Origin of the sequence: Haemophilus sp. C1 (assembly GCF_001276515.1) — a bacterium.
GTDB lineage: Bacteria > Pseudomonadota > Gammaproteobacteria > Enterobacterales > Pasteurellaceae > Haemophilus.
Window position 1 is genome coordinate 24,581 of record NZ_LDVZ01000015.1, and the last position, 25,206, is coordinate 49,786.

At 38.7% G+C, this 25,206-nt stretch carries 22 protein-coding genes; 16 read left to right on the plus strand and 6 right to left on the minus strand.

Going from position 1 to position 25,206, the window contains the following annotated elements; all coding sequences use genetic code 11:
* Positions 1-2 precede the first annotated feature (2 nt).
* Genes ABW51_RS06680 through glnE form a run of 4 tightly spaced genes read left to right on the plus strand, consistent with a single transcriptional unit; the run spans position 3 to position 7,168 of the window.
* On the plus strand, positions 3-1,373 hold the full coding sequence (locus tag ABW51_RS06680) for an N-acetylmuramoyl-L-alanine amidase (RefSeq protein WP_053466094.1): 1,371 nt from the start codon (positions 3-5) through the stop codon (positions 1,371-1,373).
* Positions 1,374-3,275 carry a DNA mismatch repair endonuclease MutL gene (gene mutL / locus ABW51_RS06685; RefSeq protein WP_053466095.1) on the plus strand — a complete coding sequence of 634 codons (1,902 nt, stop codon included), beginning with the start codon at positions 1,374-1,376 and terminating at the stop codon, positions 3,273-3,275.
* 6 nt (positions 3,276-3,281) lie between these two features.
* Positions 3,282-4,217, plus strand: coding sequence for a tRNA (adenosine(37)-N6)-dimethylallyltransferase MiaA (gene miaA, locus ABW51_RS06690; protein WP_053466096.1), 936 nt, complete (start codon positions 3,282-3,284; stop codon positions 4,215-4,217).
* 5 nt (positions 4,218-4,222) lie between these two features.
* Positions 4,223-7,168 (plus strand): bifunctional [glutamate--ammonia ligase]-adenylyl-L-tyrosine phosphorylase/[glutamate--ammonia-ligase] adenylyltransferase, encoded by a 2,946-nt coding sequence (gene glnE, locus ABW51_RS06695; protein ID WP_053466097.1) that lies wholly within the window; start codon positions 4,223-4,225, stop codon positions 7,166-7,168.
* Between the two features lie 84 nt (positions 7,169-7,252).
* Here glnE and recN read toward each other — a convergent pair whose 3' ends face one another.
* Both recN and ABW51_RS06705 read right to left on the minus strand, forming a co-directional pair.
* Positions 7,253-8,929 (minus strand): DNA repair protein RecN, encoded by a 1,677-nt coding sequence (gene recN, locus ABW51_RS06700; protein WP_053466098.1) that lies wholly within the window; start codon positions 8,927-8,929, stop codon positions 7,253-7,255.
* A gap of 111 nt (positions 8,930-9,040) precedes the next feature.
* A complete protein-coding gene (locus ABW51_RS06705) occupies positions 9,041-9,931 on the minus strand; it encodes an NAD(+) kinase (protein ID WP_053466099.1) in 891 nt (296 codons plus the stop codon).
* A gap of 99 nt (positions 9,932-10,030) precedes the next feature.
* Between ABW51_RS06705 and grpE the strand changes: the two genes are divergently transcribed.
* The 6 genes from grpE to ABW51_RS06735 all read left to right on the plus strand — a co-directional run bounded on the left by grpE (position 10,031) and on the right by ABW51_RS06735 (position 15,595).
* Positions 10,031-10,627 carry a nucleotide exchange factor GrpE gene (grpE, locus tag ABW51_RS06710; RefSeq protein WP_156262552.1) on the plus strand — a complete coding sequence of 199 codons (597 nt, stop codon included), beginning with the start codon at positions 10,031-10,033 and terminating at the stop codon, positions 10,625-10,627.
* A 68-nt stretch (positions 10,628-10,695) separates the two neighbouring features.
* A complete protein-coding gene (locus ABW51_RS06715; protein ID WP_053466101.1) occupies positions 10,696-11,115 on the plus strand; it encodes a nucleotidyltransferase substrate binding protein in 420 nt (139 codons plus the stop codon).
* Positions 11,099-11,392, plus strand: coding sequence for a nucleotidyltransferase family protein (locus ABW51_RS06720; RefSeq protein WP_053466102.1), 294 nt, complete (start codon positions 11,099-11,101; stop codon positions 11,390-11,392). Before ABW51_RS06715 ends, ABW51_RS06720 begins: the two co-directional genes overlap by 17 nt.
* 224 nt (positions 11,393-11,616) lie before the next feature.
* Positions 11,617-13,740: an anaerobic ribonucleoside-triphosphate reductase gene (gene nrdD / locus ABW51_RS06725; RefSeq protein ID WP_053466103.1), complete on the plus strand. Its 2,124-nt coding sequence runs from the start codon at positions 11,617-11,619 to the stop codon at positions 13,738-13,740.
* Positions 13,741-13,857: 117 nt separating this feature from the next.
* Positions 13,858-14,718, plus strand: coding sequence for an acyl-CoA thioesterase II (gene tesB / locus ABW51_RS06730; RefSeq protein ID WP_053466104.1), 861 nt, complete (start codon positions 13,858-13,860; stop codon positions 14,716-14,718).
* Between the two features lie 10 nt (positions 14,719-14,728).
* Complete coding sequence (locus ABW51_RS06735; RefSeq protein ID WP_053466105.1) at positions 14,729-15,595, plus strand: ferritin-like domain-containing protein; 867 nt, start codon at positions 14,729-14,731, stop codon at positions 15,593-15,595.
* Between the two features lie 75 nt (positions 15,596-15,670).
* Here ABW51_RS06735 and cysS read toward each other — a convergent pair whose 3' ends face one another.
* The gene (cysS, locus tag ABW51_RS06740) at positions 15,671-17,050 is read right to left on the minus strand and encodes a cysteine--tRNA ligase (RefSeq protein ID WP_053466106.1); all 1,380 of its coding nucleotides are present in this window, start codon (positions 17,048-17,050) and stop codon (positions 15,671-15,673) included.
* A gap of 102 nt (positions 17,051-17,152) precedes the next feature.
* Here cysS and ABW51_RS06745 point away from each other — a divergent pair, with 102 nt between their 5' ends.
* The 6 genes from ABW51_RS06745 to ABW51_RS06770 all read left to right on the plus strand — a co-directional run bounded on the left by ABW51_RS06745 (position 17,153) and on the right by ABW51_RS06770 (position 22,244).
* Positions 17,153-17,662 carry a peptidylprolyl isomerase gene (locus tag ABW51_RS06745; RefSeq protein ID WP_005634038.1) on the plus strand — a complete coding sequence of 170 codons (510 nt, stop codon included), beginning with the start codon at positions 17,153-17,155 and terminating at the stop codon, positions 17,660-17,662.
* 54 nt (positions 17,663-17,716) lie between these two features.
* Entirely contained in the window at positions 17,717-18,505 is a 789-nt protein-coding gene (locus ABW51_RS06750; RefSeq protein ID WP_053466107.1) for a TatD family hydrolase, read from the plus strand.
* Positions 18,506-18,616: 111 nt separating this feature from the next.
* Positions 18,617-19,744 carry an acyl-CoA dehydrogenase family protein gene (locus tag ABW51_RS06755; protein WP_053466108.1) on the plus strand — a complete coding sequence of 376 codons (1,128 nt, stop codon included), beginning with the start codon at positions 18,617-18,619 and terminating at the stop codon, positions 19,742-19,744.
* A 13-nt stretch (positions 19,745-19,757) separates the two neighbouring features.
* Positions 19,758-20,564: a phosphate/phosphite/phosphonate ABC transporter substrate-binding protein gene (locus ABW51_RS06760; RefSeq protein WP_053466109.1), complete on the plus strand. Its 807-nt coding sequence runs from the start codon at positions 19,758-19,760 to the stop codon at positions 20,562-20,564.
* Between the two features lie 53 nt (positions 20,565-20,617).
* Complete coding sequence (locus tag ABW51_RS06765) at positions 20,618-21,787, plus strand: cobalamin-independent methionine synthase II family protein (protein WP_053466110.1); 1,170 nt, start codon at positions 20,618-20,620, stop codon at positions 21,785-21,787.
* On the plus strand, positions 21,780-22,244 hold the full coding sequence (locus ABW51_RS06770; RefSeq protein WP_053466111.1) for a hypothetical protein: 465 nt from the start codon (positions 21,780-21,782) through the stop codon (positions 22,242-22,244). Before ABW51_RS06765 ends, ABW51_RS06770 begins: the two co-directional genes overlap by 8 nt.
* A 100-nt stretch (positions 22,245-22,344) precedes the next feature.
* On the opposite strand, the gene trxA is transcribed toward ABW51_RS06770, so the two are convergent.
* From trxA to ABW51_RS06785, 3 genes are all read right to left on the minus strand, one after another.
* Entirely contained in the window at positions 22,345-22,668 is a 324-nt protein-coding gene (gene trxA / locus ABW51_RS06775; RefSeq protein WP_005627940.1) for a thioredoxin, read from the minus strand.
* 119 nt (positions 22,669-22,787) lie between these two features.
* Positions 22,788-23,783, minus strand: a complete 996-nt coding sequence (locus ABW51_RS06780; RefSeq protein ID WP_053466112.1) for a 2-hydroxyacid dehydrogenase — start codon at positions 23,781-23,783, stop codon at positions 22,788-22,790.
* A 12-nt stretch (positions 23,784-23,795) separates the two neighbouring features.
* Positions 23,796-24,905: a methionine biosynthesis PLP-dependent protein gene (locus tag ABW51_RS06785; protein ID WP_053466113.1), complete on the minus strand. Its 1,110-nt coding sequence runs from the start codon at positions 24,903-24,905 to the stop codon at positions 23,796-23,798.
* Positions 24,906-25,206 lie beyond the last annotated feature (301 nt).

Here is a 25,206-nt window from a genome sequence, read left to right on the forward strand (position 1 = left end):
TTATGAAAACTAAAATTTTATTTTTTCTTTTTTTCTCAATATTTAGCGTTTCTATTTTTGCAGCTCCTATTACGATTGCGATTGACCCAGGTCATGGGGGGAAAGATCCTGGTGCAATCAGCCGAAACTTGGGCATTTATGAAAAAAATGTCACCCTTTCGATTGCAAAAGAATTAAAAGCTTTGCTAGATAAAGATCCAAATTTTCGCGGTGTATTAACGCGTAAAAGTGATTATTATATTTCCGTGCCAGAACGTTCAGAAATCGCACGTAAATTTAAAGCGAATTATCTTATTTCTATCCATGCAGATTCATCTGAATCGCCTGATCGTCGTGGGGCTTCTGTTTGGGTATTGTCAAACCGTCGAGCCAATGATGAAATGGGTCAATGGCTAGAAGACGATGAAAAACGCTCAGAATTACTTGGTGGCGCAGGAAAAGTACTTTCACACAATAATGACAAATACCTAGATCAAACTGTGCTTGATTTACAATTTGGCCATAGCCAACGTACTGGCTATACGTTAGGCGAACATATTTTGCGCCATTTTGCTAAAGTAACAACATTAAGTCGCAGTACGCCACAACATGCAAGTTTGGGTGTTCTACGTTCGCCAGATATTCCTTCTGTGTTGGTAGAAACGGGATTTCTTTCCAATTCAGAAGAAGAAAAAAAACTTAACTCTCAAGCCTATCGTCGCCGTATTGCTTATATGATTTATGAGGGGCTGGTTGCATTCCGCGGTGGAAAAGCTAAATCTTTCATAAGTGATGATATTGTTCAGAATAGCAAACAAAATGACACAAAAAATTCAGAAAAAAATGACCGCACTTCCGATAAAAATACCAATGAGAACGTAGTAAAAGATAGTGACCTTCGCCACACAGTCAAAAATGGGGAAAGTTTAGGGAGCCTTGCGAATAAATACGATGTCAAAGTGGCGGACATTGTGGCGTTAAATAAATTAAAACGCGAAGCGCTTTGGATTGGTGAAACCATCAAAATTCCAGATAATGGAAAAACTCAGAAAGCACAAGATGACAAAGTAAATTCATCAAAAAATAAAGAAAGTGCGGTAAAAAAGGCAGAGAAAACCACTGAAAAAACCAACAATCCAAAAATAGAAAAATCAGAAAATAAAACGGATAAAAATAAATCCTCAAATAAAACGAAAAAAGAGGAAACCTCATCCACTAAAAAATCGGATGAGAAAAAAGAGATTCCGCTTTACCATGTCATTCAAAAAGATCAGACAATCTATGCTGTATCGCGAGAATACAATATTTCAGTCAAGCAAATTTTAAAACTGAATCCAAAATTAAAAGATGGTAAAGCCTTGAGCGGACAAAAAATTAAATTAAGAGAAAAGTAAATGCCAATTAAAATTCTTTCCCCACAACTTGCTAATCAAATTGCTGCCGGAGAAGTGGTAGAACGCCCTGCGTCTGTAGTGAAAGAATTAGTGGAAAATAGCCTTGATGCAGGTGCAAATAAAATCCAAATCGATATCGAAAATGGTGGGGCAAATTTAATCCGCATTCGTGACAACGGCTGTGGCATTCCAAAAGAAGAATTAAGCCTTGCTTTGGCGCGACATGCCACGAGTAAAATTACCGATCTTGATGATCTCGAAGCGATTTTAAGTTTAGGTTTTCGTGGTGAAGCATTGGCAAGTATCAGCTCTGTATCACGCTTAACGCTCACCTCTCGCACCGAAGCGCAAACTGAAGCGTGGCAAGTTTATGCGCAAGGTCGTGATATGGAAACCACAATCAAACCCGCATCACATCCTGTCGGCACAACAGTTGAAGTTGCCAATCTTTTTTTCAACACGCCAGCCCGCCGAAAATTTTTGCGCACAGACAAAACAGAATTTGCTCATATTGATGAAGTCATTAGCCGCATTGCTTTAACAAAATTCAACACGGCATTTACATTAACGCATAATGGGAAAATTATCCGTCAATATCGTCCAGCTGAAGAGATCAATCAACAACTAAAACGTGTCGCCGCTGTTTGTGGGGATGATTTTGTCAAAAATGCCTTACGAATTGATTGGAAACACGATGATTTACACTTATTGGGCTGGGTAGCCACACCAAATTTTAGCCGAACTCAAAATGATTTAAGTTATTGCTACATTAATGGCCGAATGGTTCGAGATAAAGTGATCAGCCATGCTATTCGACAAGCCTATGCACAATATTTACCAACGGATGCTTATCCTGCATTTGTGTTGTTTATTGACTTAAACCCACACGATGTGGATGTCAATGTTCATCCGACCAAACATGAAGTGCGCTTTCACCAACAACGCCTCATTCATGATTTTATTTACGAAGGCATCAGTCATGCGCTAAACAATCAAGAACAGCTTAATTGGCACACAGAGCCAAGTTCGGTAGAAAATCACGAAGAAAATACGGTGCGTGAACCCCAACCGAATTACAGCATTCGTCCTAATCGTGCAGCTGCGGGGCAAAATATCTTTGCACCACAATATCATGAAAAATTACAGCAAAATCAACCGCACTTTTTTGACGGTCGCAGCTTATCAAGCCATGTCACAGCAGACTATCGTGATTATCACGAAAATTATAAAAAAGACACGCCAAGTAAAACAGAACAGCAGTTGTATGGGGAATTGTTACGCACATTACCGCCTATAGAGCAAAAGGATATATCGAATACAGCACAACAAAATATTTCAGATACAGCTAAAATCATCTCAACTGAAATAATTGAATGCTCATCACATCTACGCGCCCTTTCACTTATTGAAAATCGCGTGCTGTTATTACAACAAAATCAAGATTTCTTTTTGCTTTCATTGGAAAAATTACAACGCTTGCAATGGCAATTGGCTTTACAACAAATACACATCGAACAACAGCCTTTATTGATTCCAATCGTGTTTCGCTTAACCGAATCACAATTCCAAAAATGGCAACAATATTCAGATGACTTCAAAAAAATTGGCTTTGAATTTATCGAAAATCAAGCGCAATTACGTTTAACTTTAAATCGCGTGCCAAGTATATTACGCACTCAAAATCTACAAAAATGCGTGATGGCAATGCTGACTAGAGAGGAAAATTCATCCTCATTTTTAACCGCACTTTGCGCACAGTTAGAATGCAAAACCTTTAACGCTTTAGCGGATGCACTCAATTTATTAAGCGAGACAGAACGTTTACTAACCCAAGTAAATCGCACGGCATTCACCCAATTACTCAAACCTGTTAATTGGCAGCCTTTATTAGACGAAATTTAAATTTTTATGAAACCAACTGCAATTTTTTTAATGGGGCCAACTGCCTCCGGCAAAACAGATTTAGCCATTCAATTACGAAACTCACTTCCAGTCGAAGTGATTAGTGTAGATTCAGCGCTCATTTATAAAGGAATGGATATTGGCACAGCGAAACCATCAAAAGAAGAACTTGACCTTGCGCCTCACCGATTGATCGATATTTTAGATCCGTCAGAAAGCTATTCCGCAATGAATTTCCGCGATGATGCGCTACGCGAAATGGCAGAAATTACCGCACAAGGCAAAATTCCATTACTGGTGGGTGGTACGATGTTATATTACAAAGCCTTAATCGAAGGGCTTTCTCCCTTGCCTTCTGCTGATGAAAATATTCGCGCCGAGCTTGAACAAAAAGCAGAACAACAAGGTTGGGCTGCATTACATACAGAACTCGCCAAAATCGATCCCATTTCTGCCGCCCGAATTAATCCAAGTGATTCTCAACGAATCAATCGTGCTTTAGAGGTTTTTTATATCACGGGAAAATCACTCACAGAGCTGACGGAAGAAAAAGGCGAAGCCTTGCCTTATGATTTTGTGCAATTTGCAATTGCGCCGCAAGATCGTCATATTTTGCATGACCGCATTGAACAACGCTTTCATAAAATGATTGAACTGGGCTTTCAAGCTGAAGTGGAAAAACTTTATGCTCGCGCTGATTTAAATATTAATCTACCCTCAATTCGCTGTGTGGGCTATCGTCAAATGTGGGAATATTTACAAGGCGATTACAATCACGAAGAAATGATTTTCCGTGGTATTTGTGCAACTCGCCAGCTAGCTAAACGCCAGCTCACTTGGCTGCGCGGTTGGAAAACACCAATACAATGGCTTGATAGTTTGCAACCTCAACAAGCGAAAGAAACCGTATTACGTCACTTAGATTCCTATCAAAAAGGTTAGAAAAAATGACCGCACTTTCTGCCCTCATTGAACAAAAATTACAATCTCTTGGCACAATTCTGTGCCAATCTTTTCCAGAACTTTCCCCTGAAAAAATTCGTGACGCCATTCAACAAAATTCAAATCACCCTGAACTGCCTGTTTATCAATTAGGCTATGCTATGGCAATGTCTGACTTTGTGGAAAAAGTCTTGCAAAAATACCCGCACTTAGTGAAACAATGGTGGGAAAAATCGCCCTGTTTTGCAGATTGCTCTGCCTATATTGAACGTTTGAATAGTGAGTTAGCCAATGTACATGACGAAACGGCACTCTATCAAATATTACGTCAATTCCGTAACATTGAAATGGCAAAATTAAGTTTTTGTCAAAGTTTGAATCTTGCGACTGTTGAGGAAATTTTTGTTCAGCTTTCACAATTTGCAGAAAGTTTAATTATCGCTGCCCGCGATTGGCTTTATCATCAAGCCTGTGCGGAGATGGGCACACCAATGGATGAACAAGGCAATCCGCAGCAGCTTTATATCCTAGGTATGGGGAAACTAGGCGGCTTTGAACTAAATTTTTCCTCAGATATTGATTTAATTTTCACTTATCCATCACAAGGGGAAACATCCATTGAGAATACGAATGCTCGACGTTCTGTGGATAATGGAAAATTTTTTACGCGTTTAGGACAACGCCTTATTTCTGCCTTAGATGAATTTACTTCTGATGGTTTTGTGTATCGAACCGATATGCGCTTGCGCCCATTTGGTGACAGCGGCGCGCTTGTTCTCAGCTTTGCGGCAATGGAACAATATTATCAAGATCAAGGTCGAGATTGGGAACGCTATGCAATGATCAAAGGGCGACTATTGGGTGCACAAACAAATGATCCCAACGTTTCAAAATTGCAAAAAATGTTACGCCCTTTTGTGTATCGTCGCTATATTGACTTTAGTGTGATTCAATCTTTACGCGAAATGAAAGGCAAAATTGAGCGAGAAGTACGTCGTCGTGGTTTAAAAGATAATATTAAACTGGGTGCGGGTGGTATTCGTGAAGTCGAATTTATCGTGCAAGTTTTTCAACTCATTCGAGGCGGGCGAGAAATCAATCTGCAACAACATTCACTCTTAAAGATCTTGCCTGAAATTACCAAACTAGGATTAATTACCGAACAACAATTCCACGATTTACGTGAAAGTTATATTTTTTTACGTCGCGTAGAAAACATTCTACAAGCTATTAACGATCAACAAACTCAAACACTACCAGCCGATGAAATAAATCAAATTCGTTTAGTCGAGGCATGTAAAACATTCACCTGTTTAAATGACAATAATCAAACCATTGAAAAACATTATCCAATAGAAAATTGGGACGATTTTTACCGCACTTTGCAACAAAAACAAGAGAAAGTGCGAGCTGTATTTACTCAATTAATCGGTGATGAACAAGATGAGCCTTCACAAACTGATAGCCAATGGCAAGATTTTTTAGAATCAGATTTTGAGGATATTGAACAGACATTATTAGAGAGTGGTGTACCAGAAAATAATATTGATGAAGTTTTAGAAAAACTTGTTCAATTCAAAGACAGCCTAAATCACAGAGTGATTGGTTCGCGTGGGCGTGATGTTTTGAGCCATTTAATGCCAATAGTGCTTGCACTCATTTTTGAACAAGAAAATTACCGCACTTTGCTTCCCCGCATTCTAAATATTATTGAGAAAATTTCGAGCAGAACGACTTATTTAGAACTACTGTTGGAAAATCATCACGCACTTCAGCAAGTTATTGAACTTTGTGCGCAGTCTCAACTTATTTCAGAGCAGCTGGCACACCACCCTATCTTATTAGATGAATTACTTAATACAGAAGCACTACGCCATCCATTGCCATTTACCCAATATCCTGCAGAATTACACCAATATTTGCTTCGTTTACCACCTGATGATGAAGAACAGCTTATTGATGCTTTACGTCAATTTAAACAAGCAACCCTATTAAAAGTAGCAGCGGCAGATATTTTGGGGGCATTACCGGTGATGAAGGTAAGCGATCATTTAACCTATCTTGCTGAAGCAATTATTGAAGTTGTTGTGAATCTAGCTTGGAAACAAGTTTCCTCTAGATTTGGCGTGCCTGAACATTTACAAAATAATGAAAAAGGATTTTTAGTGATTGGTTATGGAAAACTAGGAGGAATTGAACTCGGTTATAAATCCGATTTAGACCTCGTATTTTTGTACGATGCCATAGAAAGTCAAACAACAGGTGGAAAAAAAGTGATTGATAGCAATCAATTTTACCTACGCTTGGCACAAAAGATTGTAAGTATTTTTAGCATAAATACTTCCGCTGGCGTACTTTATGAGGCTGATATGCGCCTTCGCCCTTCTGGCGATGCTGGCTTAATTGGCTGCTCTTTTTCTGCATTTTCCCATTATCAATTGAATGACGCTTGGACATGGGAAAAACAAGCACTTGTGCGCGCTCGTCCAGTATTTGGAGAATCATCTCTTAAAGCTAAATTTGAGCATATCCGCCAACAAGTGCTTTCTGCATCACGAGATATTGAACAATTAAAACAAGATGTTGTTGAGATGCGAGAAAAAATGTTCACGCATTTGTCTCATTCAAAAGATAATGAATTTAATCTTAAAACAGATCGCGGTGGTATCACTGATATTGAATTTATCGCTCAATATTTAATGCTTGCTAATGCCCCACAAAACCCACAACTGACAAAATGGTCAGACAATGTTCGTATTTTCGATGATATGGCAGAGGCTAAAATTATTAGTCAAACAGACTGCGACGCTTTAAAACAAAGTTATGTCGATTTACGCAATACTATTCATCATTTGAATTTGTTGGGTAAATCTACCGTTGTGGAAGACACTGAATTTGTCAAAGAGCGGTCATTTATTCAAGCATTTTGGGATAGGTTATTTGTATCCTAAAATATGGCTTGTGGACGTTTCAAAAATAGCCTTCATCACAAATCTTCTTGAAACGTCCCAAAAACTAAATATTCAATCCTATTTTTAATGAACCAAATCTAACATTTCCTGTGCATTGGCTAGAGCTAATTCTGTAATTTCACTTCCGCCCAAGAGTCTTGCCAACGCAGGTACACGTTCAGCTTGTGAAAGTGCGGTCATTTGTGTTTCAGTTTTATTATCCACAGTAAATTTTTCTACATTGAACTGATGATGGCCATGACAAGCAACCTGTGGTAAGTGAGTTACGCATAATACTTGGCAACGTTCACTTAATTGACGTAAGAGTTTTCCGACAACGCTTGCTGTTTTTCCACTAATGCCCACGTCCACTTCATCAAAAATTAAGGTTGGAATAGCTGATTGATCAGAAGTTAAAACTTGAATCGCTAAAGAAATACGAGAAAGTTCACCACCAGAAGCAATTTTAGCTAGTGGCTGCGGTTGTTGTCCTAAATTACTACGCAAAGTGAAAATCACATTATCCGCACCATTTGCACTCACTTTATCTAAATCCGTATTCAACTCAACATAAAATTCAGCGTTTTCCATTGCAAGTTGTTTTATCGACTGTGTTACATTTTGCGCTAAGCGATTTGCTGATTTCTGACGACTTGCAGTTAATGCTTTAGCCGTTGCTTGCATTTGTTCAAATGCGAGTTTTTCTTGCTCAATCAACATATCTTCACTGTCAGAAAAATCTAAAAGTGCGGTTAATTCTGCTTTTAATTTTTTGTGATGTTCCACAAGATCTTCAGGTTTAACTTGATGTTTACGAGCAAGTTGTAAAGCCTGACTAATTCTCTGTTCAATTTCTTGTAAAAGTTGAGGATCTTGCTCGATATTATTCGATAAATTTCGCACTTCACTGGTTGCTTCTTGCACTTGAATCAACGCATCATTCAACATATTTTGCACTTCAGCATATTGCGGATCAAGTTCAGCTAATTCATCAATATATTGTGTCGCACGATAAAGCAAACTATCGATATTTACCATGTCATTTTCACTTAAAATTTGTAGCACCGATTGGGAAAGTTGAGTTAGCTGTTCACTGCTAGATAAACGACGTTGTTCATCTTCTAATTCCAAATATTCATTTGGTCGAAGATTAAATTCATCTAGTTCATCCACTTGATACTGTAAAAGTTGTTTACGAGCTTCATTTTCTGCTACTTTCTGTTGAAAGGTTTTTACTTGATTTTGCAGATTTTTCCACAAGTGATAATCTGCACGCATTTTTGTAAGCAGTTCTGAATGTGTGGCAAAATTATCAACTAGCTGAAGCTGATAGTCATTTTTTAGCAATAATTGAGAAGCATGCTGCCCATTAATATGAACAAGATATTGAGCAATTTCTTTTAATTGGGAAGCGGATACTGGTGTACTATTAATAAAAGCCTTAGAACGTCCGTCTGCATTAATTATGCGACGTAAAATACATTCAGTTGGATTATCTGGATCTTGTAATTCTTGCTCACTCAACCAGTGATAAGCAGGATTTTTCGATTCTAGTTGGAAAGTTGCACAAATTTCTGCACGTTCTTGTCCTTCACGCACCATTGAGGTTTCCACTCTCTGTCCGAAACATAAACCTAAAGCATCAATGGCGATAGATTTTCCAGCACCAGTTTCCCCTGTAATAACAGACATTCCTTTCGCCAGTTCGATATCAAGCTGACGAACAATCGCAAAATTATTGATAGTAAGTTGAGTAAGCATAACAAAATCCTTTAACTGTATATTTAATATGATATAACTGATTTAATTTACAGTAAAGGTTTTTTTACAGTATTTTATCAAATCTATTTCAATCGAAAATTTTTACCATAATCAAAATGATTTTAACCAACCTAATTTGCTACTTAACACATTGTAATAATTATAGTTTTTCAGATGAAGCAAGCGAAGTTTATGCTCGCTTTTTTGAATATGCACCACATCATCTGGGGTAAAAGGTAAGGTAATTTGACTATCGCATCCTACTTCCAATTGAGAGGTATTATGTTCAGCAAAACGAATCGATATTTTACTATCGCCATCAACAACAAGAGGACGAGAAGTTAATGTATGAGGGAACATTGGCACCAAGGCAATTGCATTGAGATTTGGGGTTAAGATAGGTCCTCCAGAGGAGAGAGAGTAAGCCGTAGAGCCTGTTGGCGTGGAAACAATTAATCCGTCAGAACGTTGAGAAAAAGCAAATTTATCATTGATATATACATGAAAATCAATCATATGTGCAATTTTAGCGGGATGAATAACCGCTTCGTTTACCGCATTGCTCGTTGATATAATTTCACTTGCTCGTTCTATTTTTGCTTCCAATAAAAAGCGTTCTTCCACAAAAAATTCGCCACGTTCTAAACAAGCTTCAAGCTGGGAATAGGCATTTTTCGGGTCAATATCCGTTAAAAATCCCAAATTACCACGATTAATACCAATCAATGGAATATCATATTTCGCTAACACACGGGCGCGCCCTAGCATATTGCCATCCCCACCAATCACAATGGCTAATTGGGCTCGGCGACCTATTTCTTCTAACGTAGCAAGATGTTCAAAAGGTAACTCAAGTGTTATGGCGACTTCTTTTTCCACCAATACTTGATAACCACGTTCCATTAACCAATGAAATAAGTTTTTGTGCATTTGTAAGTTAATGTCATTGCGAGGCTTACCTACAAGAGCAATGGTTTTAAAGGAACGATATAAATGATTCATAAAATGACCGCACTTGAATTTAACATTTTCGTCATTATATCGTTTTTTGCTACACTATGCCCAATTACGATTAATCAATTTTGTTTTACGGAGAAAAAAATGTCAGAACAAGAACAAAAAGTTGAAACCCCAGAAGTAGAAAAGCAAAAAGACGCTGTTGTGGAAGAAGTACAACAAGCAGAGCCTTCTCAAGAACTTGATCCTTTAGAAGAAGCAATTGCCCGAGTGCAAGAGCTTGAAGAGCAACTAAAAACTCAAATAGAAGAAGCGGCAAACAAAGAACAGGACATTTTACTTCGCTCTCGTGCTGAAATTGAAAACCTTCGTCGTCGAACTGAACAAGACGTAGAAAAAGCACATAAATTCGCATTGGAAAAATTCTCAAAAGACATTTTGAATACTATCGATAACCTAGAGCGTGCCCTTGCCACTCCAGCAAATAAAGAAGATGAAAGCGTAAAAGCCTTATTTGACGGCGTAGAACTGACCTTAAAAGAATTAGTTTCAACCGTTGGTCGTTTTGGTATAGAAGCTGTGGGGGTTGTCGGTGAAGCATTTAATCCTGATTTACATCAAGCCATTTCAATGCAACCTGCAGAAGGCTTTGAAACCAATCAAATTAGCGTCGTATTGCAAAAAGGCTACACCTTAAATGGTCGAGTCATTCGCCCAGCGATGGTAATGGTGGCTGCTTAATTTATACTTTATCTAAAGAGCGGTCGGTTTTTCGGCCGTTTTTACCAATTACTCCATAAGGATCCGCAATGGTTGATTTCGATCTCACACCTTTAAAAAAGGCTATTTTACGGTTAGAAGAGGGTTTAATTCGTTATCAAGAAGATATTTCTGACATTCAAATTCGCGATGGCTTGGTTCAACGCTTTGAATTTACCTATGAAATTAGCCATAAAATCCTTAAACGTTATTTAGAAAAAACCTCCGCTAACCCTGATGAATTTGATGAAATGACTTTTCAAAATATCATCCGATTAGGCAATGAAAAAAATCTATTAATGAGAGATTGGACACATTGGCGAAAATTTCGAGATATGCGAAGCCGTACAAGCCACACTTACGATGAAGAAACTGCCATTCAGGTTGTTTCTGGAATACCTGAATTTTTACAAGAAGCCAAGTTTTTACAAAAGGCTCTACAAGAGAAATTAGATGCTTATCATTTCTAGTCAAGAGCTTGAGATTATCAAAGCAATTTTACAACGCTATGTGCCCGAACATTCTGTTTGGGCATTTGGTTCACGTGTTAAAGGCACGACAAAACCCTATTCGGATTTAGATTTGGTCATCATAACAAACACCCCGCTTAATTTACAAACTCACGCCGATCTAGTTGATGCCTTTTCCGAGTCTGACTTGCCTTGGCGCGTTGATCTTGTAGATTGGTCATTAACTAGCGAAAAATTTAAACAAATCATTTTAAATTGTTACGAAGTCATTCAGTAATCAATTCCCTCAATCAAAACTTTGATCTCGCTCACAAAACAAAAAAATATTTGAGAAAAGTTCTCAACAACTTAATTTAATATTTTTCTAATAAAATCAATCTCTAACAAAATCCTCTTACGATAAAAGGCCTAAAAACACTACATATTGTGTGTTGATTATATTTTTAGATCTATATATAGTACACCCCGCATTTCAAAAACACTATATATTGGAGCTATATCATGAGTAACTTTGGGGTCATCAAGCGCGATGGTTCTCGTGCAGAGTTTGAGATTCAACGTATCATCAATGCCATTAAAAAAGCCGCAAGTGCGGTCAATATTTCCGATGAATTTTATTGCCACCAAATTGGGCAAGAAGTAGGGAATGAAATTTTCACCCATCATCAAGGCGAGATTGATATTAATCAGATTCAAAAAATCGTTGAAGATAAATTGATGGCAAGTCGTTATCCCGAGGTTGCTCGTGCGTATATCGAATATCGTCATGATCGTGATTTGGCGCGAGAAAAACGCAGTCAGCTGACAAAAGAAATTGAAGGCTTGATTGAACAAAGCAACGTAGAATTACTTAATGAAAACGCCAATAAAGACGCGAAAGTGATTCCAACACAACGAGATTTGCTTGCTGGGATTGTGGCAAAACATTATGCCAAACACCATATTCTTCCACGCGATGTGGTGGAGGCGCACGAAAAAGGTGAAATTCATTATCACGATTTAGATTACGCGCCGTTCTTCCCAATGTTTAACTGTATGTTAGTTGATTTAAAAGGGATGCTTTCTCGTGGTTTCAAAATGGGCAATGCGGAAATCGAACCGCCAAAATCCATTGGTACCGCAACAGCAGTGACAGCTCAAATTATCGCCCAAGTCGCCAGCCATATTTACGGCGGCACAACCATCAATCGCATTGATGAAGTACTTTCCCCTTACGTGCAAATCAGTTACGAAAAACACCTCAAACATGCCCAAGAATGGAACGTGCCTGATGTTGAAGGTTACGCAAAAGCATTGATTGAAAAAGAATGTTTCGATGCCTTCCAATCTTTAGAATATGAAGTCAATACACTGCATACTTCGAATGGACAAACACCATTTGTGACCTTCGGTTTTGGTTTAGGTACAAGCTGGCAATCCCGCTTAATTCAGCAAGCTATTTTGAAAAATCGGATTCGTGGACTCGGAAAAAATCATAAAACGCCAGTCTTTCCAAAACTTGTTTTCACCATTAAAAAAGGCTTGAACCAAACTCAAGGCGATCCAAATTACGATATCAAACAACTCGCATTGGAATGTGCATCAAAACGTATGTATCCAGATATTCTCAATTACGATCAGGTTGTCAAGGTCACGAGCTCTTTTAAAGCCCCGATGGGATGCCGTAGCTTTTTAGGTGCATACGAAGAAGACGGCCACGAAATTCACGATGGGCGTAATAATCTGGGTGTGGTGAGTTTGAATTTACCGCGTATTGCGTTGGAGTCTAAAAACGAAGAAGATTTCTACCGCACTTTAGATGAGCGTTTAGCTATTGCGAAAAAAGCATTAATGACGCGTATTGCCCGCCTTGAAAATACCAAAGCTCGCGTTGCTCCCATTCTCTACATGGAAGGCGCATGCGGAGTGCGGTTAAAAGCGGATGAAAATGTGGCACAAATTTTCAAAAATGGACGCGCCTCTATTTCGCTCGGCTATATCGGTATTCACGAAACCATTAATGCGCTATATAACAAAGGGCATATTTTTGATGATGAACAATTACGCGAAAAAGGCATTGCGATTGTTCGCCACCTTAGCGAGGCAGTAAAACGCTGGAAAAAAGAAACAGGCTATGCCTTCAGCCTTTACTCCACGCCAAGCGAAAACTTATGCGACCGCTTCTGCCGTCTAGACACCAAAAAATTTGGCGTGATTGAAGGCGTCACGGATAAAGGCTACTACACAAACAGTTACCACTTAGATGTAGAAAAGAAAGTGAATCCTTACGATAAACTAGATTTCGAAATGGCATATCCCCCACTCGCTAGCGGCGGTTTTATTTGCTACGGTGAATATCCAAATATTCAACACAACTTAAAAGCATTGGAAGATGTGTGGGATTATAGCTACGATCGCGTGCCTTACTACGGCACAAATACACCAATTGACGAATGTTATGAATGTGGTTTCAGTGGCGAGTTTAAATGTACCAGTAAAGGTTTTGTTTGCCCGAAATGTGGCAATCACGATAGCACAAAAGTGTCTGTCACTCGTCGCGTATGTGGCTATCTAGGCAGCCCTGATGCCCGCCCATTTAATGCGGGAAAACAGGAAGAAGTGAAGAGAAGAGTTAAACATCTTTGATTAACACGCTAGCAAAAGCACGCATTTTTTAATGCGTGCTTTTTGTTTCCAACTTTGGCATTCCTAAAAATCTCCGCTAAAATAACCGCACTTTTTCTTATCCTCGAGGAAAGCAATATGTCAGATATTCTCAATAACCTCATTCATCTTCTTAAACTTGAAAAAATTGATGATTTAATCTTTCGCGGTGAAAGCCAAGATTTAGGTTTTCGCCAAGTATTTGGTGGGCAAGTTGTGGCTCAAGCATTATCAGCGGCAATGCAGGTCGCGCCTGAAGATCGCATTTTACATTCTTGTCATGCCTATTTTCTTGCACCAGGAGACAGCCAATATCCGATTATTTACGATGTGGAAACCTTGCGTGAAGGGCGTAACTTTTCTGCATTACGCGTGAAAGCTATTCAACATAAAAATACCATTTGCCATGTAACCGCTTCTTTCCAAGTGCCAGAAAAAGGTTTTGAGCATCAAAATACGATGCCAAATGTTGGCACGCCTGAAGACTTTACGGATGAAAATATGATGCTACAAAAAGTAGCTCAAACCTTGCCAGAACCACTCAATGAAAAATTTGCAGCAGAGCGTCCATTTGAGGTACGTACCAAATATTTGAATAACCCATTTAACGGGACAAAATTGCCAGCCGAGCAATATTCTTGGTTTAAAACCAATGGTGAAACGCTGCTTGATATAAAAATTCAGCAATGTTTATTGGCTTATTTTTCCGATTTTCACTGTATTTTGACCGCACTTCATCCGCACGAAAAAGGCTTTTTACAAAAAGGAATGAAAGTCGCAACCATTGATCATAGTATTTGGTTCCATCGTCCGTTTGATTTAAATCACTGGCATTTGCACGCAATTGAAAGCAATAATGCGTTTGGAGGGCGAGGCTTAGCACGTGGGCAGATTTTCTCGCAAGATGGTCAATTAATCGCGACAACACAACAAGAAGGCTTGATCCGTTTTAACGAATAAGAGAGAAAAAATGACCGCACTTATTACACAATTTTGGCAACAAGTTGAAACCGCACTAAAAACAGCGAATCCACAAGAAAAATGTCGTTTAGTTAATGATCTCTACGATAATCTTCTGCCACAAATTCAGTTGACAAAATTAGAAGATTTTCCCGAAGTCGTGCCGCAAGATAATATTGCCGCTTTTCCTGAAAAACCGCTCTTAGTTACACCGAAAGATGTGCCAAAACGTTCTTTTGCCACAGAAGAAGGCTATGCTGCCACATTGCACGCTATCGCACATATCGAGTTTAATGCGATTAATTTAGGCTTAGATGCAGCTTGGCGATTCGGGCGTAATGCACAAGAAGAACTTGGCGAAGGTTTGGCTTTTGTGAAAGATTGGTTGCGTGTCGCTCGTGAAGAAAGCACGCATTTTTCCTTAGTCAATGAACATTTGAAAACATTGGGTTATCAATATGGTAATTTTGAAGCTCATGCTGGATTATGGGAAATGGCGCAAGCCACCTCTCACGATATTTGGGAACGAATGGCGTTAGTTCCTCGTGTATTAGAAGCAAGAGGCCTCGATGCAACACCTGTTCTGCAAGAGAAAATCGCACAACGTAAAGATTTTGCCGCAGTGAACATTTTGGATATTATTTTGCGTGATGAAATTGGCCATGTGTATATCGGCAATCATTGGTATCACGCCCTTTCTAAAAAACGTGGTTTGGATGCGATGAAATGCTTTACTGAGCTGTTACACAAATACCATATTGTAATTTTTAAAGGTGTCATTAATACCGATGCTCGTATTCAAGCGGGTTTCACGCAGCATGAGTTGGATTGGATTTATGAAGTGGAACAAACATTAAAATCCTATATTAAGAAATGATGAAAGAATAAAAAGACTAAGTTCGATTGAATACCGAACTTAGTCTTTTTAATGGAAATGATTTAACGTTTGAATTTATTGCTTACGCCAAGTTGTTCCATTCGGCCCATCTTCTAATACGATTCCCATAGCTGCCAATTCATTACGTGCTGCATCTGCGGCAGACCAATCTTTAGTCGCTCGCGCTTCGTTACGTTGTTTAATCAGCGCTTCAATTTTTGCCACTTCATCATCGTTAGAACCCGCTTGTAAGAATTTCTCTGGTTCTTGTTGAAGTAATCCTAAAATCGCCCCCAATTCACGCAAACGCGCGGCAAGTCCATTGGCTTTCTCAACATCTTCTGTTTTTAACTTGTTAATTTCACGCGCCATTTCGAATAAAACAGAAAGTGCATTTGGCGTATTAAAATCATCATCCATTGCTTCACGGAAAGTTGCCACAAAATTTTCTCCGCCAAAAGCAACCGCACTTTGATCTGTTCCGCGTAAAGCCGTGTATAAACGTTCCAATGCACCTTGTGCTAAATTCAAGTTTTCTTCGCTGTAATTTAGCTGGCTACGATAATGTGCCGTTAATAAGAAATAACGCACCGCTTCTGCATTGTAGTGGTTTAATACATCACGAATTGTGAAGAAATTGCCGAGGGATTTCGACATTTTTTCTTTATCCACCATAATCATGCCAGAATGGATCCAATAATTCACATATTGGCCGCCATGCGCACAGCAAGATTGTGCAATTTCATTTTCGTGGTGAGGGAACATTAAATCAGAACCACCGCCATGAATATCAAAATGTTCACCAAGTTGTTTGCAGTTCATTGCCGAACATTCAATATGCCAACCCGGACGACCTGCGCCCCAAGGGGAAGCCCAACTTGGTTCGTTTTCTTTCGACATTTTCCAAAGCACGAAATCCATTGGATTTTTCTTGATTTCATTGATTTCAATACGTGCACCAGCTTGTAATTGTTCAAGATCTTGACGAGATAATTTTCCGTATTCTTTGAAGCTTTCTACATCAAACATCACATCGCCATTATCCGCAACATAAGCATGTCCGCGTTTAATCAATTTTTCCACAATTTCAATAATTTCAGGAATATGATGGGTCGCACGAGGTTCAAAATCAGGGCGTAATACATTAAGTGCATCAAAATCTTTATACATTTCTTGCACCATGCGATCCACTAACTGGTCGCAGGTTTCTTTGTTTTCTAACGCACGTTTAATAATTTTATCATCTACGTCCGTAATATTACGCACATAAGTTAAATCGTAACCCAAAGAACGCAAATAACGGGCAATCACATCAAAACACACAAAAGTGCGTCCATGACCGATATGGCACAAATCATAAACAGTGACGCCACAAACATACATTCCCACTTTATTTTCGTGGATAGGTTTAAAGATTTCTTTTTCTCTCGTTAAGGTATTGAAAATTTTTAGCATTTTTAAGCTCGTAAAATGAAATAAAAACAAACCGCACTTTTATAGCACTTTTACCTCGATTGTGGAATAATACGACCCTTAATTTTTCAGAAGGAAAACAAAATGGTTACATTACACACAAACTTTGGCGACATTAAAATTAAATTGGATTTTGATAAAGCTCCAGTTACAGCAGAAAACTTCTTAAATTACTGCAAAGACGGTTTTTATAATAACACAATTTTTCACCGTGTTATTGATGGCTTTATGATTCAAGGCGGCGGTATGGAAAGCGGTATGCGTGAAAAAGCAACCAAAGCACCAATTCAAAATGAAGCAAACAATCGTTTAAGTAACAAACGTGGAACCATTGCAATGGCTCGCACTTCAGATCCACATTCAGCGACCGCACAATTTTTCATTAACGTGGCTGACAATGATTTCTTAAATTATCGTTCAAAAGAAATGTTTGGTCGTGAAGTCGTTCAAGAATGGGGCTATGCAGTATTTGGTGAAGTGGTTGAAGGCATGGATGTTGTTGATAAAATCAAAAAAGTGAAAACAGGCAACAAAGGCTTTCATCAAGATGTTCCAACTGAAGATGTAGTAATTACATCTGTTTCAGTAGAATAATTATGAATGGCGGATAAATTCCGCCATTTTTTATCGACCTAAAGGAAAATGCTCATGCCTTTCTTCGACACTCACACGCATCTCGATTATCTCCAACAATTTACTGGGGAACCTTTGTCACAGCTTATTGATAATGCTAAGCAAGCTGATGTGCAAAAAATACTGATTGTGGCGGTGAAAGAAGCTGATTTTAAAACAATCCAAAATATGACCGCACTTTTTCCTGATAATTTGTGCTATGGGCTTGGGTTACATCCTCTTTATATTCAAGAACACGCCGAAAATGATTTGATTCTGTTAGAACAAGCCTTAAAAAATCGTGATGCAAATTGCACGGCGGTGGCAGAAATTGGTTTGGAACGCGCGACTCCCGATTTGCTCACAGATGAACTTTGGGCAAAACAATGTCATTTTTTTGAAAGCCAACTTTATTTGGCAAAACAATTTAATTTACCCGTCAATATTCACAGTCGAAAAACCCATGATCAAATTTTTACTTTTTTAAAACGTATTACATTATCTAAACTTGGCGTGGTACACGGTTTTTCAGGCAGCTACGATCAAGCAAAACGCTTTGTTGATTTAGGCTATAAAATCGGGGTTGGCGGCACTATCACTTATGAACGCGCCAATAAAACTCGTCAAGCGATTGCAAAACTACCACTTGACGCCTTAGTGTTGGAAACAGACAGTCCAGATATGCCTGTATTTGGTTTTCAAGGTCAGCCTAATCGACCAGAGCGTATTGTGGAAAGTTTTAAAGCCCTTTGCGCCTTAAGAAATGAACCTGCTGAATTGATTAAAAAAGTCACATGGGAAAATGCTTGCCAGATTTTTTCTTGATCCACGTCACATTACTGAAATTATTTTGAATTAAATACTAGAAAAAAGAAACTGAGCATAATAATATCCGCCTCGTAGAAAGTTTTTCTCAACACACAATAAGGATATATTATGTCGCAAATCTATACTCAGGTGAGAAAGTTAGCGGAACAGTTTATTGAGCCTTACGCCGACGAACTCGATCAAAAAAAAGAATTTCCTATTCAGGCATTTAAGGAATTAGGTAAAGCTGGTTGGTTTTCACTTTTAATTCCGAAAGAATACGGCGGAATGGGATTAACCCTAAAAGAACATGCTGAAGTCTGTATGGCGTTAGCAGAAAGTTCTGCTTCAGCTGGTCTCTGTTACATGATGAGTAACGTTGCAGTGAATTGTTTAAATCTATTCGGCAGCGATCAACTCAAACAAAAAATCTTTTCTGATATTGTTCAAAATCAAACCTTTGCCGCACTCGCCTATAGTGAATTAGGCACGGGTACTCACTTCTATATTACTGATGCAACCGCACAATTTAATGCTGAATATGCAGTATTCAATGGCTTAAAATCCATGGTAACATCGGGCAATTATGCCTCTTATTATTTAGCGCTTTTGCCTTCTGAAAATGGTGAAACTATTGATAACTGGGTGCTTCCACTTGGTACTCAAGGGTTAACTTTTGAAGCCGATAGCTGGAATGGCTTAGGTATGCGTAGCAATGTTTCTTGCTTTATGCGCATGACCGATATGCCATTAGATCGTAGTTGGCGTATTGGAGAAATTGGCTCAGGCGCAGAACAAGTATTTGGTGGCATTGCACCCGCCTTTATTTGTGGCTTGGCAGCTGTCTATAGCGGCGTCTGTAAAGCCGTGCTTACTGAGGCAATTAAACATTCAACACACCGTAAATACACATCGGGCACTGCATTAGCTGAAATCGAAACCGTGCAAATTCACTTAGCTAAAATCTATGCAAATACAAACGCTGCTGTATGTGCTACGCGTGATGCGGCTCGTGCAGCCACAGAAGGTGATGCAGATGCATTGGCTAAATTATTAGCTGCCCGAATTCTCGCGAGCGAAAATGCTATTGCTCTTGCTCAAATTGGTATGCGTATTGGCGGAGGCAAGGCTTATAACAAAATGGGGCCAATGGAACGCTATTTACGCGATGCATTAGCAAGCCAAGTGATGGCGCCAAGTGTCGATGTGCTAAATATTTGGTTAGGTAAAGCCATTACAGGTCAACAAATTCCATAAAGTGCGGTGAAAAATGAGTGAGAAATTAAAAATCGGGGCGGTAATCTACGCCCCACAAGTGACGGTTATTTGGGGAATTATTGCAGACTTTTTCGAAAAAGAAGGCTTCCCTATTGAACCCGTGTATTTCAAAGACTACAAAGGACAAGTTGATGCGTTACTCAATAATGAAATTGATGTGGCGTGGAACTCTCCCCTAGCTTGGTTAGATGGTTACTTACGTAGTGGCGGTAAAACCTTAAATGGTGCCATGCGTGATACCGATCAAGATCGTCAAAGCTATTTAGTTGTTAATGATCCAAACATCCAATCTATTGAAGATTTGAAAAATAAAACTATTGCTTTTGGTGCGATTGATTCCCCACAAGCGCGGTTAATTCCAATCGAGTTTTTACATCAACATGGCTTGGAATTTGGTCAAGATTATGTAGAAAAACGCTTTGATGTGGGTGTTGGTTTGCACGGTGATCATGTAGGCGGTGAATTAGATGCAGCCAATGCATTAAAAGATCGCCAAGTCGCGGCAACATGGATGTTAGATTTCAACTTTGAACGTTGGACAAAAGATGGCACTCTCGATACTGCAACAGTTCGAGTACTCGCAAAAACACCATCATTTGACCATTGTATTTTCAGTGGACGCGTGGGATTAGATGAAACCAAATTCAATGCATTCACCGAAACCTTGTTCAAAATGGATTACAACAATCCAGAACATAAAGAAATGATGGATTTGGAAGGATTAAAACGTTGGGTTGCGGGTAGAACAAAAGGTTTTGCTCAATTACAAGCTGCCAATGAATATTTAAAATTCTTTTAAGATCAATATGTCATGATGGGCGTGTAATAAACGCCCATCATTGTGGATTTTCTATGAAACCTTTCACGACTTCCCTTTTAGGCTCAATGCCTCGTAGCCAAGCACTTTTGATGGCGCGTAAAAAGCACGCACTTGGCAAAATAACCACAGCAGAGCTTGAGCAAATCGTTGTTCAAGAAACGAAACAAATTGTCGAACTTCAACAACGTACTGGCGTAGATATTATCACGAGTGGCGAATTACTTCGCGACAATTACCTTTCTTTTATTGCACAAAAAATTCAAGGCGCGACCTTAATGAGCATGAGTGAAATGCTCGATCACATTAAAGAAAAGCAAATTTTTGAGTCAATGCTAGAAACCTTGGATGTTCCCGCACTTTCCATAAAAAATGCCATTTGCGTGGGAAAAATCAGCTACAAACAATCTTTAGTCGCAGATGAAATGCTACTACTAAAAAATCTAACCAAGCAACCAATTAAAGCAACCTTGCCAGGGCCTTACTTAATGGCTCGCTCCATGTGGCTTTCGCCTGTGTCAGGGCAACATTATTCATCAAAAGAAGAAATGGCAAAAGATGTTGTTGCTATCTTAAAGCAAGAAATTGATCATTTGTGTGAGCTAGGCGTAAGCGTAGTTCAATTTGATGAGCCTGTTTTGACAGAAGTTATTTTTAGCCATCATCAAACACGTTCATTTATGTGTGCCGCATTAAGCGAAAAACAAGATTTTGCAGCAGAACTACAGTTTGCAAAAAGTTTAATTACTCAAATCTTTGAGTATGCAAGAAATAAAAATATCAAAACCGCACTACATGTATGCCGAGGCAACTGGAGCAAAGATGAAAGCGTATTACTGCGCGGGCCCTATACATCATTAGTGGATTTATTTGAATCGGCATTACCTGATATTTTAATGCTCGAATTTTCTACGCCAAGAGCGGGAGAATTAAGTTCGTTATTAGAAAGTGAAATCTTAAGACAAAAATGTATTTTAGGCTTAGGCGTCATCAATCCTCGTTCTGATGAGGTGGAAACCATAGATCAGATTGTTCAACGAGCGGAAAAAGCTTTAAATTACCTTCTACCAGAGAAAATTTGGCTAAATCCAGATTGTGGATTTGCCACTTTTTCTAACCGCCCTTTAAATGGATTGGACATTATTGAAGCCAAACTTAAGGTATTAAATGAGGCAAAATCAATATTGAGGGAACGTTATGTATAACGTACCTGAAAGTGAATGTTTTACCGCTAAATATCGAGCCGTATTACGCGGAGAAGAAATTAAATTATTCACCCCGAATGACAGTATTTCGCTCTATTCACAAGTCAATTTTGATAACCAATCGTTACAAAAAAGTGCGATGGATTATTTCGCTGTTTCTATTTTAGGTGGAATTTTGAGCAGTGTAAAAGCCCATTTTGCTCAACAACGTGCCGATATTGTAGAAATGGAAGGAAAAATTTGGCTCAACCTCGCCAATCCTTTAACCTTACTGGGCGTTCGTGGCTATAGTGAGCAACCTGTCATTAATGACGGAAAAATTAAAATTTTTATCTCATCGGATTTAACCGATGATATCTTCACACAACTCACGCAAAACGCATTACGCTGTTGTTTTATTTACAACACGATAACCAAAGCCTTTCCTTTAAATATAGAATTTGAGCAAGTGCTTTGATTCTCATCAGGTCGTCCATCAAAATTTCAGACAAAAAAATTGCCCCATTAAGGGGCAATCTTATCAATGCTCTAAATTTACTTATAGCTTTAAGCAACGATTAAATATGTTGGTTAATGAAGTTAGCCAATTGAGTTTTTGGTAATGCCCCAACTTGAGTTGCAACAACTTGACCATTTTTAATCAATAATAATGTTGGGATACTGCGAACACCAAATTGTGCTGGGGTTGCTTGGTTGTCATCCACATTCATTTTCACGATTTTAACTTTACCAGCAAATTCAGGCGCAAGTTCATCTAAGACTGGTGCAATCATTTTGCAAGGACCACACCATGGTGCCCAAAAGTCTAATAAAACAGGGATATCTGAATTAACTACAACACTTTCAAAATCTGCGTCATTAATGTGTAATACTTCGCTCATTTTGTTTTCCTTATTTTGTGAATGGAATCCCTATATAAGGGCTTTTTTTAAACTTACAAGTGCGGTGCAGAATAACACCGTTTTAAAAAATGTAAACTAATCGTTTTAATTGCCAAAAGCTAAGACGGCAAAACAATATTTTCACACACTTTACCCGATTTCAATTTATAAACATTTGATAAAGTCACATCCGCAATATTGGTTAGTGCCTCTTCCGTTAAAAACGCTTGGTGACCTGTTAGTAATACATTATGGCAAGAAGATAAACGACGGAAAATATCATCTTGAATCACTTCGTTAGACTTATCTTCAAAGAATAAATCTCGTTCATTCTCGTAAACATCCATACCTAACGCACCGATTTTGCGCTGTTTTAACGCATCAATTGCAGCCTGGGTATCAATCAAAGAGCCGCGACTCGTATTAACGATCATCACGCCATCTTTCATTTTGGCAAAAGCCTCGCGATTTAATAAATGATAGTTTTCTGGCGTTGCCGGGCAATGAAGCGTAATGACATGAGATTTAGCATAAAGCTCATCTAATTCAACATATTGTCCCCCCAGTTCTTCCACCAGTGGATTTTTGAAAGGATCGTACGCCAAGATATTCATGCCAAAACCTTTCAGAATGTGCATCACTGCGATCCCGATTTTGCCTGTTCCGATTACGCCGACCGTGCGTCCGTGCATATTGAACCCAATTAACCCCTCAAGAGAAAAATTCGCTTCTCGGGTACGCTGATAAGCACGATGAATTCTACGGTTTAATGTCATCATTAAACCGATAGTATGCTCTGCCACCGCTTCAGGCGAATAAGCGGGAACGCGTACAACTTGAATGCCCAATTCTTGAGCGGCTTTTAAATCAACATTATTGAAACCAGCACAGCGCAAAGCCACGATTTTCACGCCAAGTGCGGCTAATTTTTCTAATACTTTTCGGCTACCATTATCATTCACGAAAATGCATACTACTTCGCAATGCTCTGCTAAACGTGCAGTGCTCTCGTTCAGCATAAAATCAAAAAATTCTAAATCGAAATTATATTTTGAATTAATGAGCTCAATATATTTTCGGTCATAGCTTTTAGTGCTATAGATTGCAATTTTCATGGTTTGCTCCAATTATTTTAAGTTTGCAAAAGCCTGTAATAAGTCCTCTTTAATATCTTCTACATCTTCAATACCGACTGAAAAACGCAACAAGGTATTAGTAATCCCACGAGCTACACGCTCGGTTTCTGGAATATCCATATGGGTTTGAGTAGCTGGATAAGTAATAAAACTTTCTGTACCGCCTAAACTTTCTGCAAAAGTAATCAATTTGATGGATTTTAAGAACGTATTAACCCAAGCTTCATCTTGCAAACGGAAAGACAACATCCCACCTTTATTTGGATAAAGCACCGATTCCACTTGTGGTTGAGCTTTTAAAAATTCCGCAATAGCTTGTGCATTTTCTTGATGGCGTTTCATGCGTAAAGAAAGGGTCTTCATACCGCGAATAGTCAGCCAAGAATCGAACGGAGAAAGTACTGCACCTGCACCATTTTGAATATAAGCAATGCGATCACAAAGTTCTTGCCCTTTTGCAACAATCAACCCGACAAGTGCATCATTATGACCAGCAATATATTTAGTCCCGCTGTGAATCACCACATCAGCGCCTAAATCTAATGGGCGAGAAAGCACTGGCGTTAAAAACGTATTATCCACGATCAACATTAAGTTATGTTTTTTGGCAAGTTTTGCAATTTCAACCACATCACATTCTTCCATTAAAGGATTTGATGGGGTTTCAATAAAAATCGCTTTCGTATTTGGGTTAATGGCAGCCTCAATTTCTGAAGCTGATGCTGTATTAACATAAACAGGTTTTACACTATTGTTATTTTTATAAGAAAAATCTAATAGTCGATAAGTACCACCATACACATCGCTAGAAACGATCCATTCATCTGGTGCAGTGAAAAGCGTCATCAAAACTTGAATTGCCGCCATCCCAGAAGAAAAAGCAAAACCACGATCTCCATTCTCTAATTTAGCTATCGTTTCTTCTAATACTGTACGAGTTGGGTTTTTGGTACGCGTGTAATCAAATCCCGTGCTTTCACCGATACCATAATGACCATAAGCCGTAGAAAGAAAAATTGGTGTAGAAACCGCGCCCGTACGCTCATCACTGCGATTGCCCGCTTGAGCTAATAAAGTATCGATAGCATATTGTTGTGTCATAACATCCTCTAAAAATAATGAAAAAATCAACCGCACTTTACGTGCTAAAAACGTTTAGCATTTTGGCACAAAGGAAAAAGTGATAAAAGTAGAAATTAGAAAATTACATAAAATTCCATTTTTCCATCATTTTCTGTGATTTATTTGAACAAAATGAACTTTTTTTAAACGGTTAGATAATTTTTTTAAATCTGTAATTGACACTTATCTGAATTTCCGTAAAATGCGCACCACTAACAGCGAATGCGGGAATAGCTCAGTTGGTAGAGCACGACCTTGCCAAGGTCGGGGTCGCGAGTTC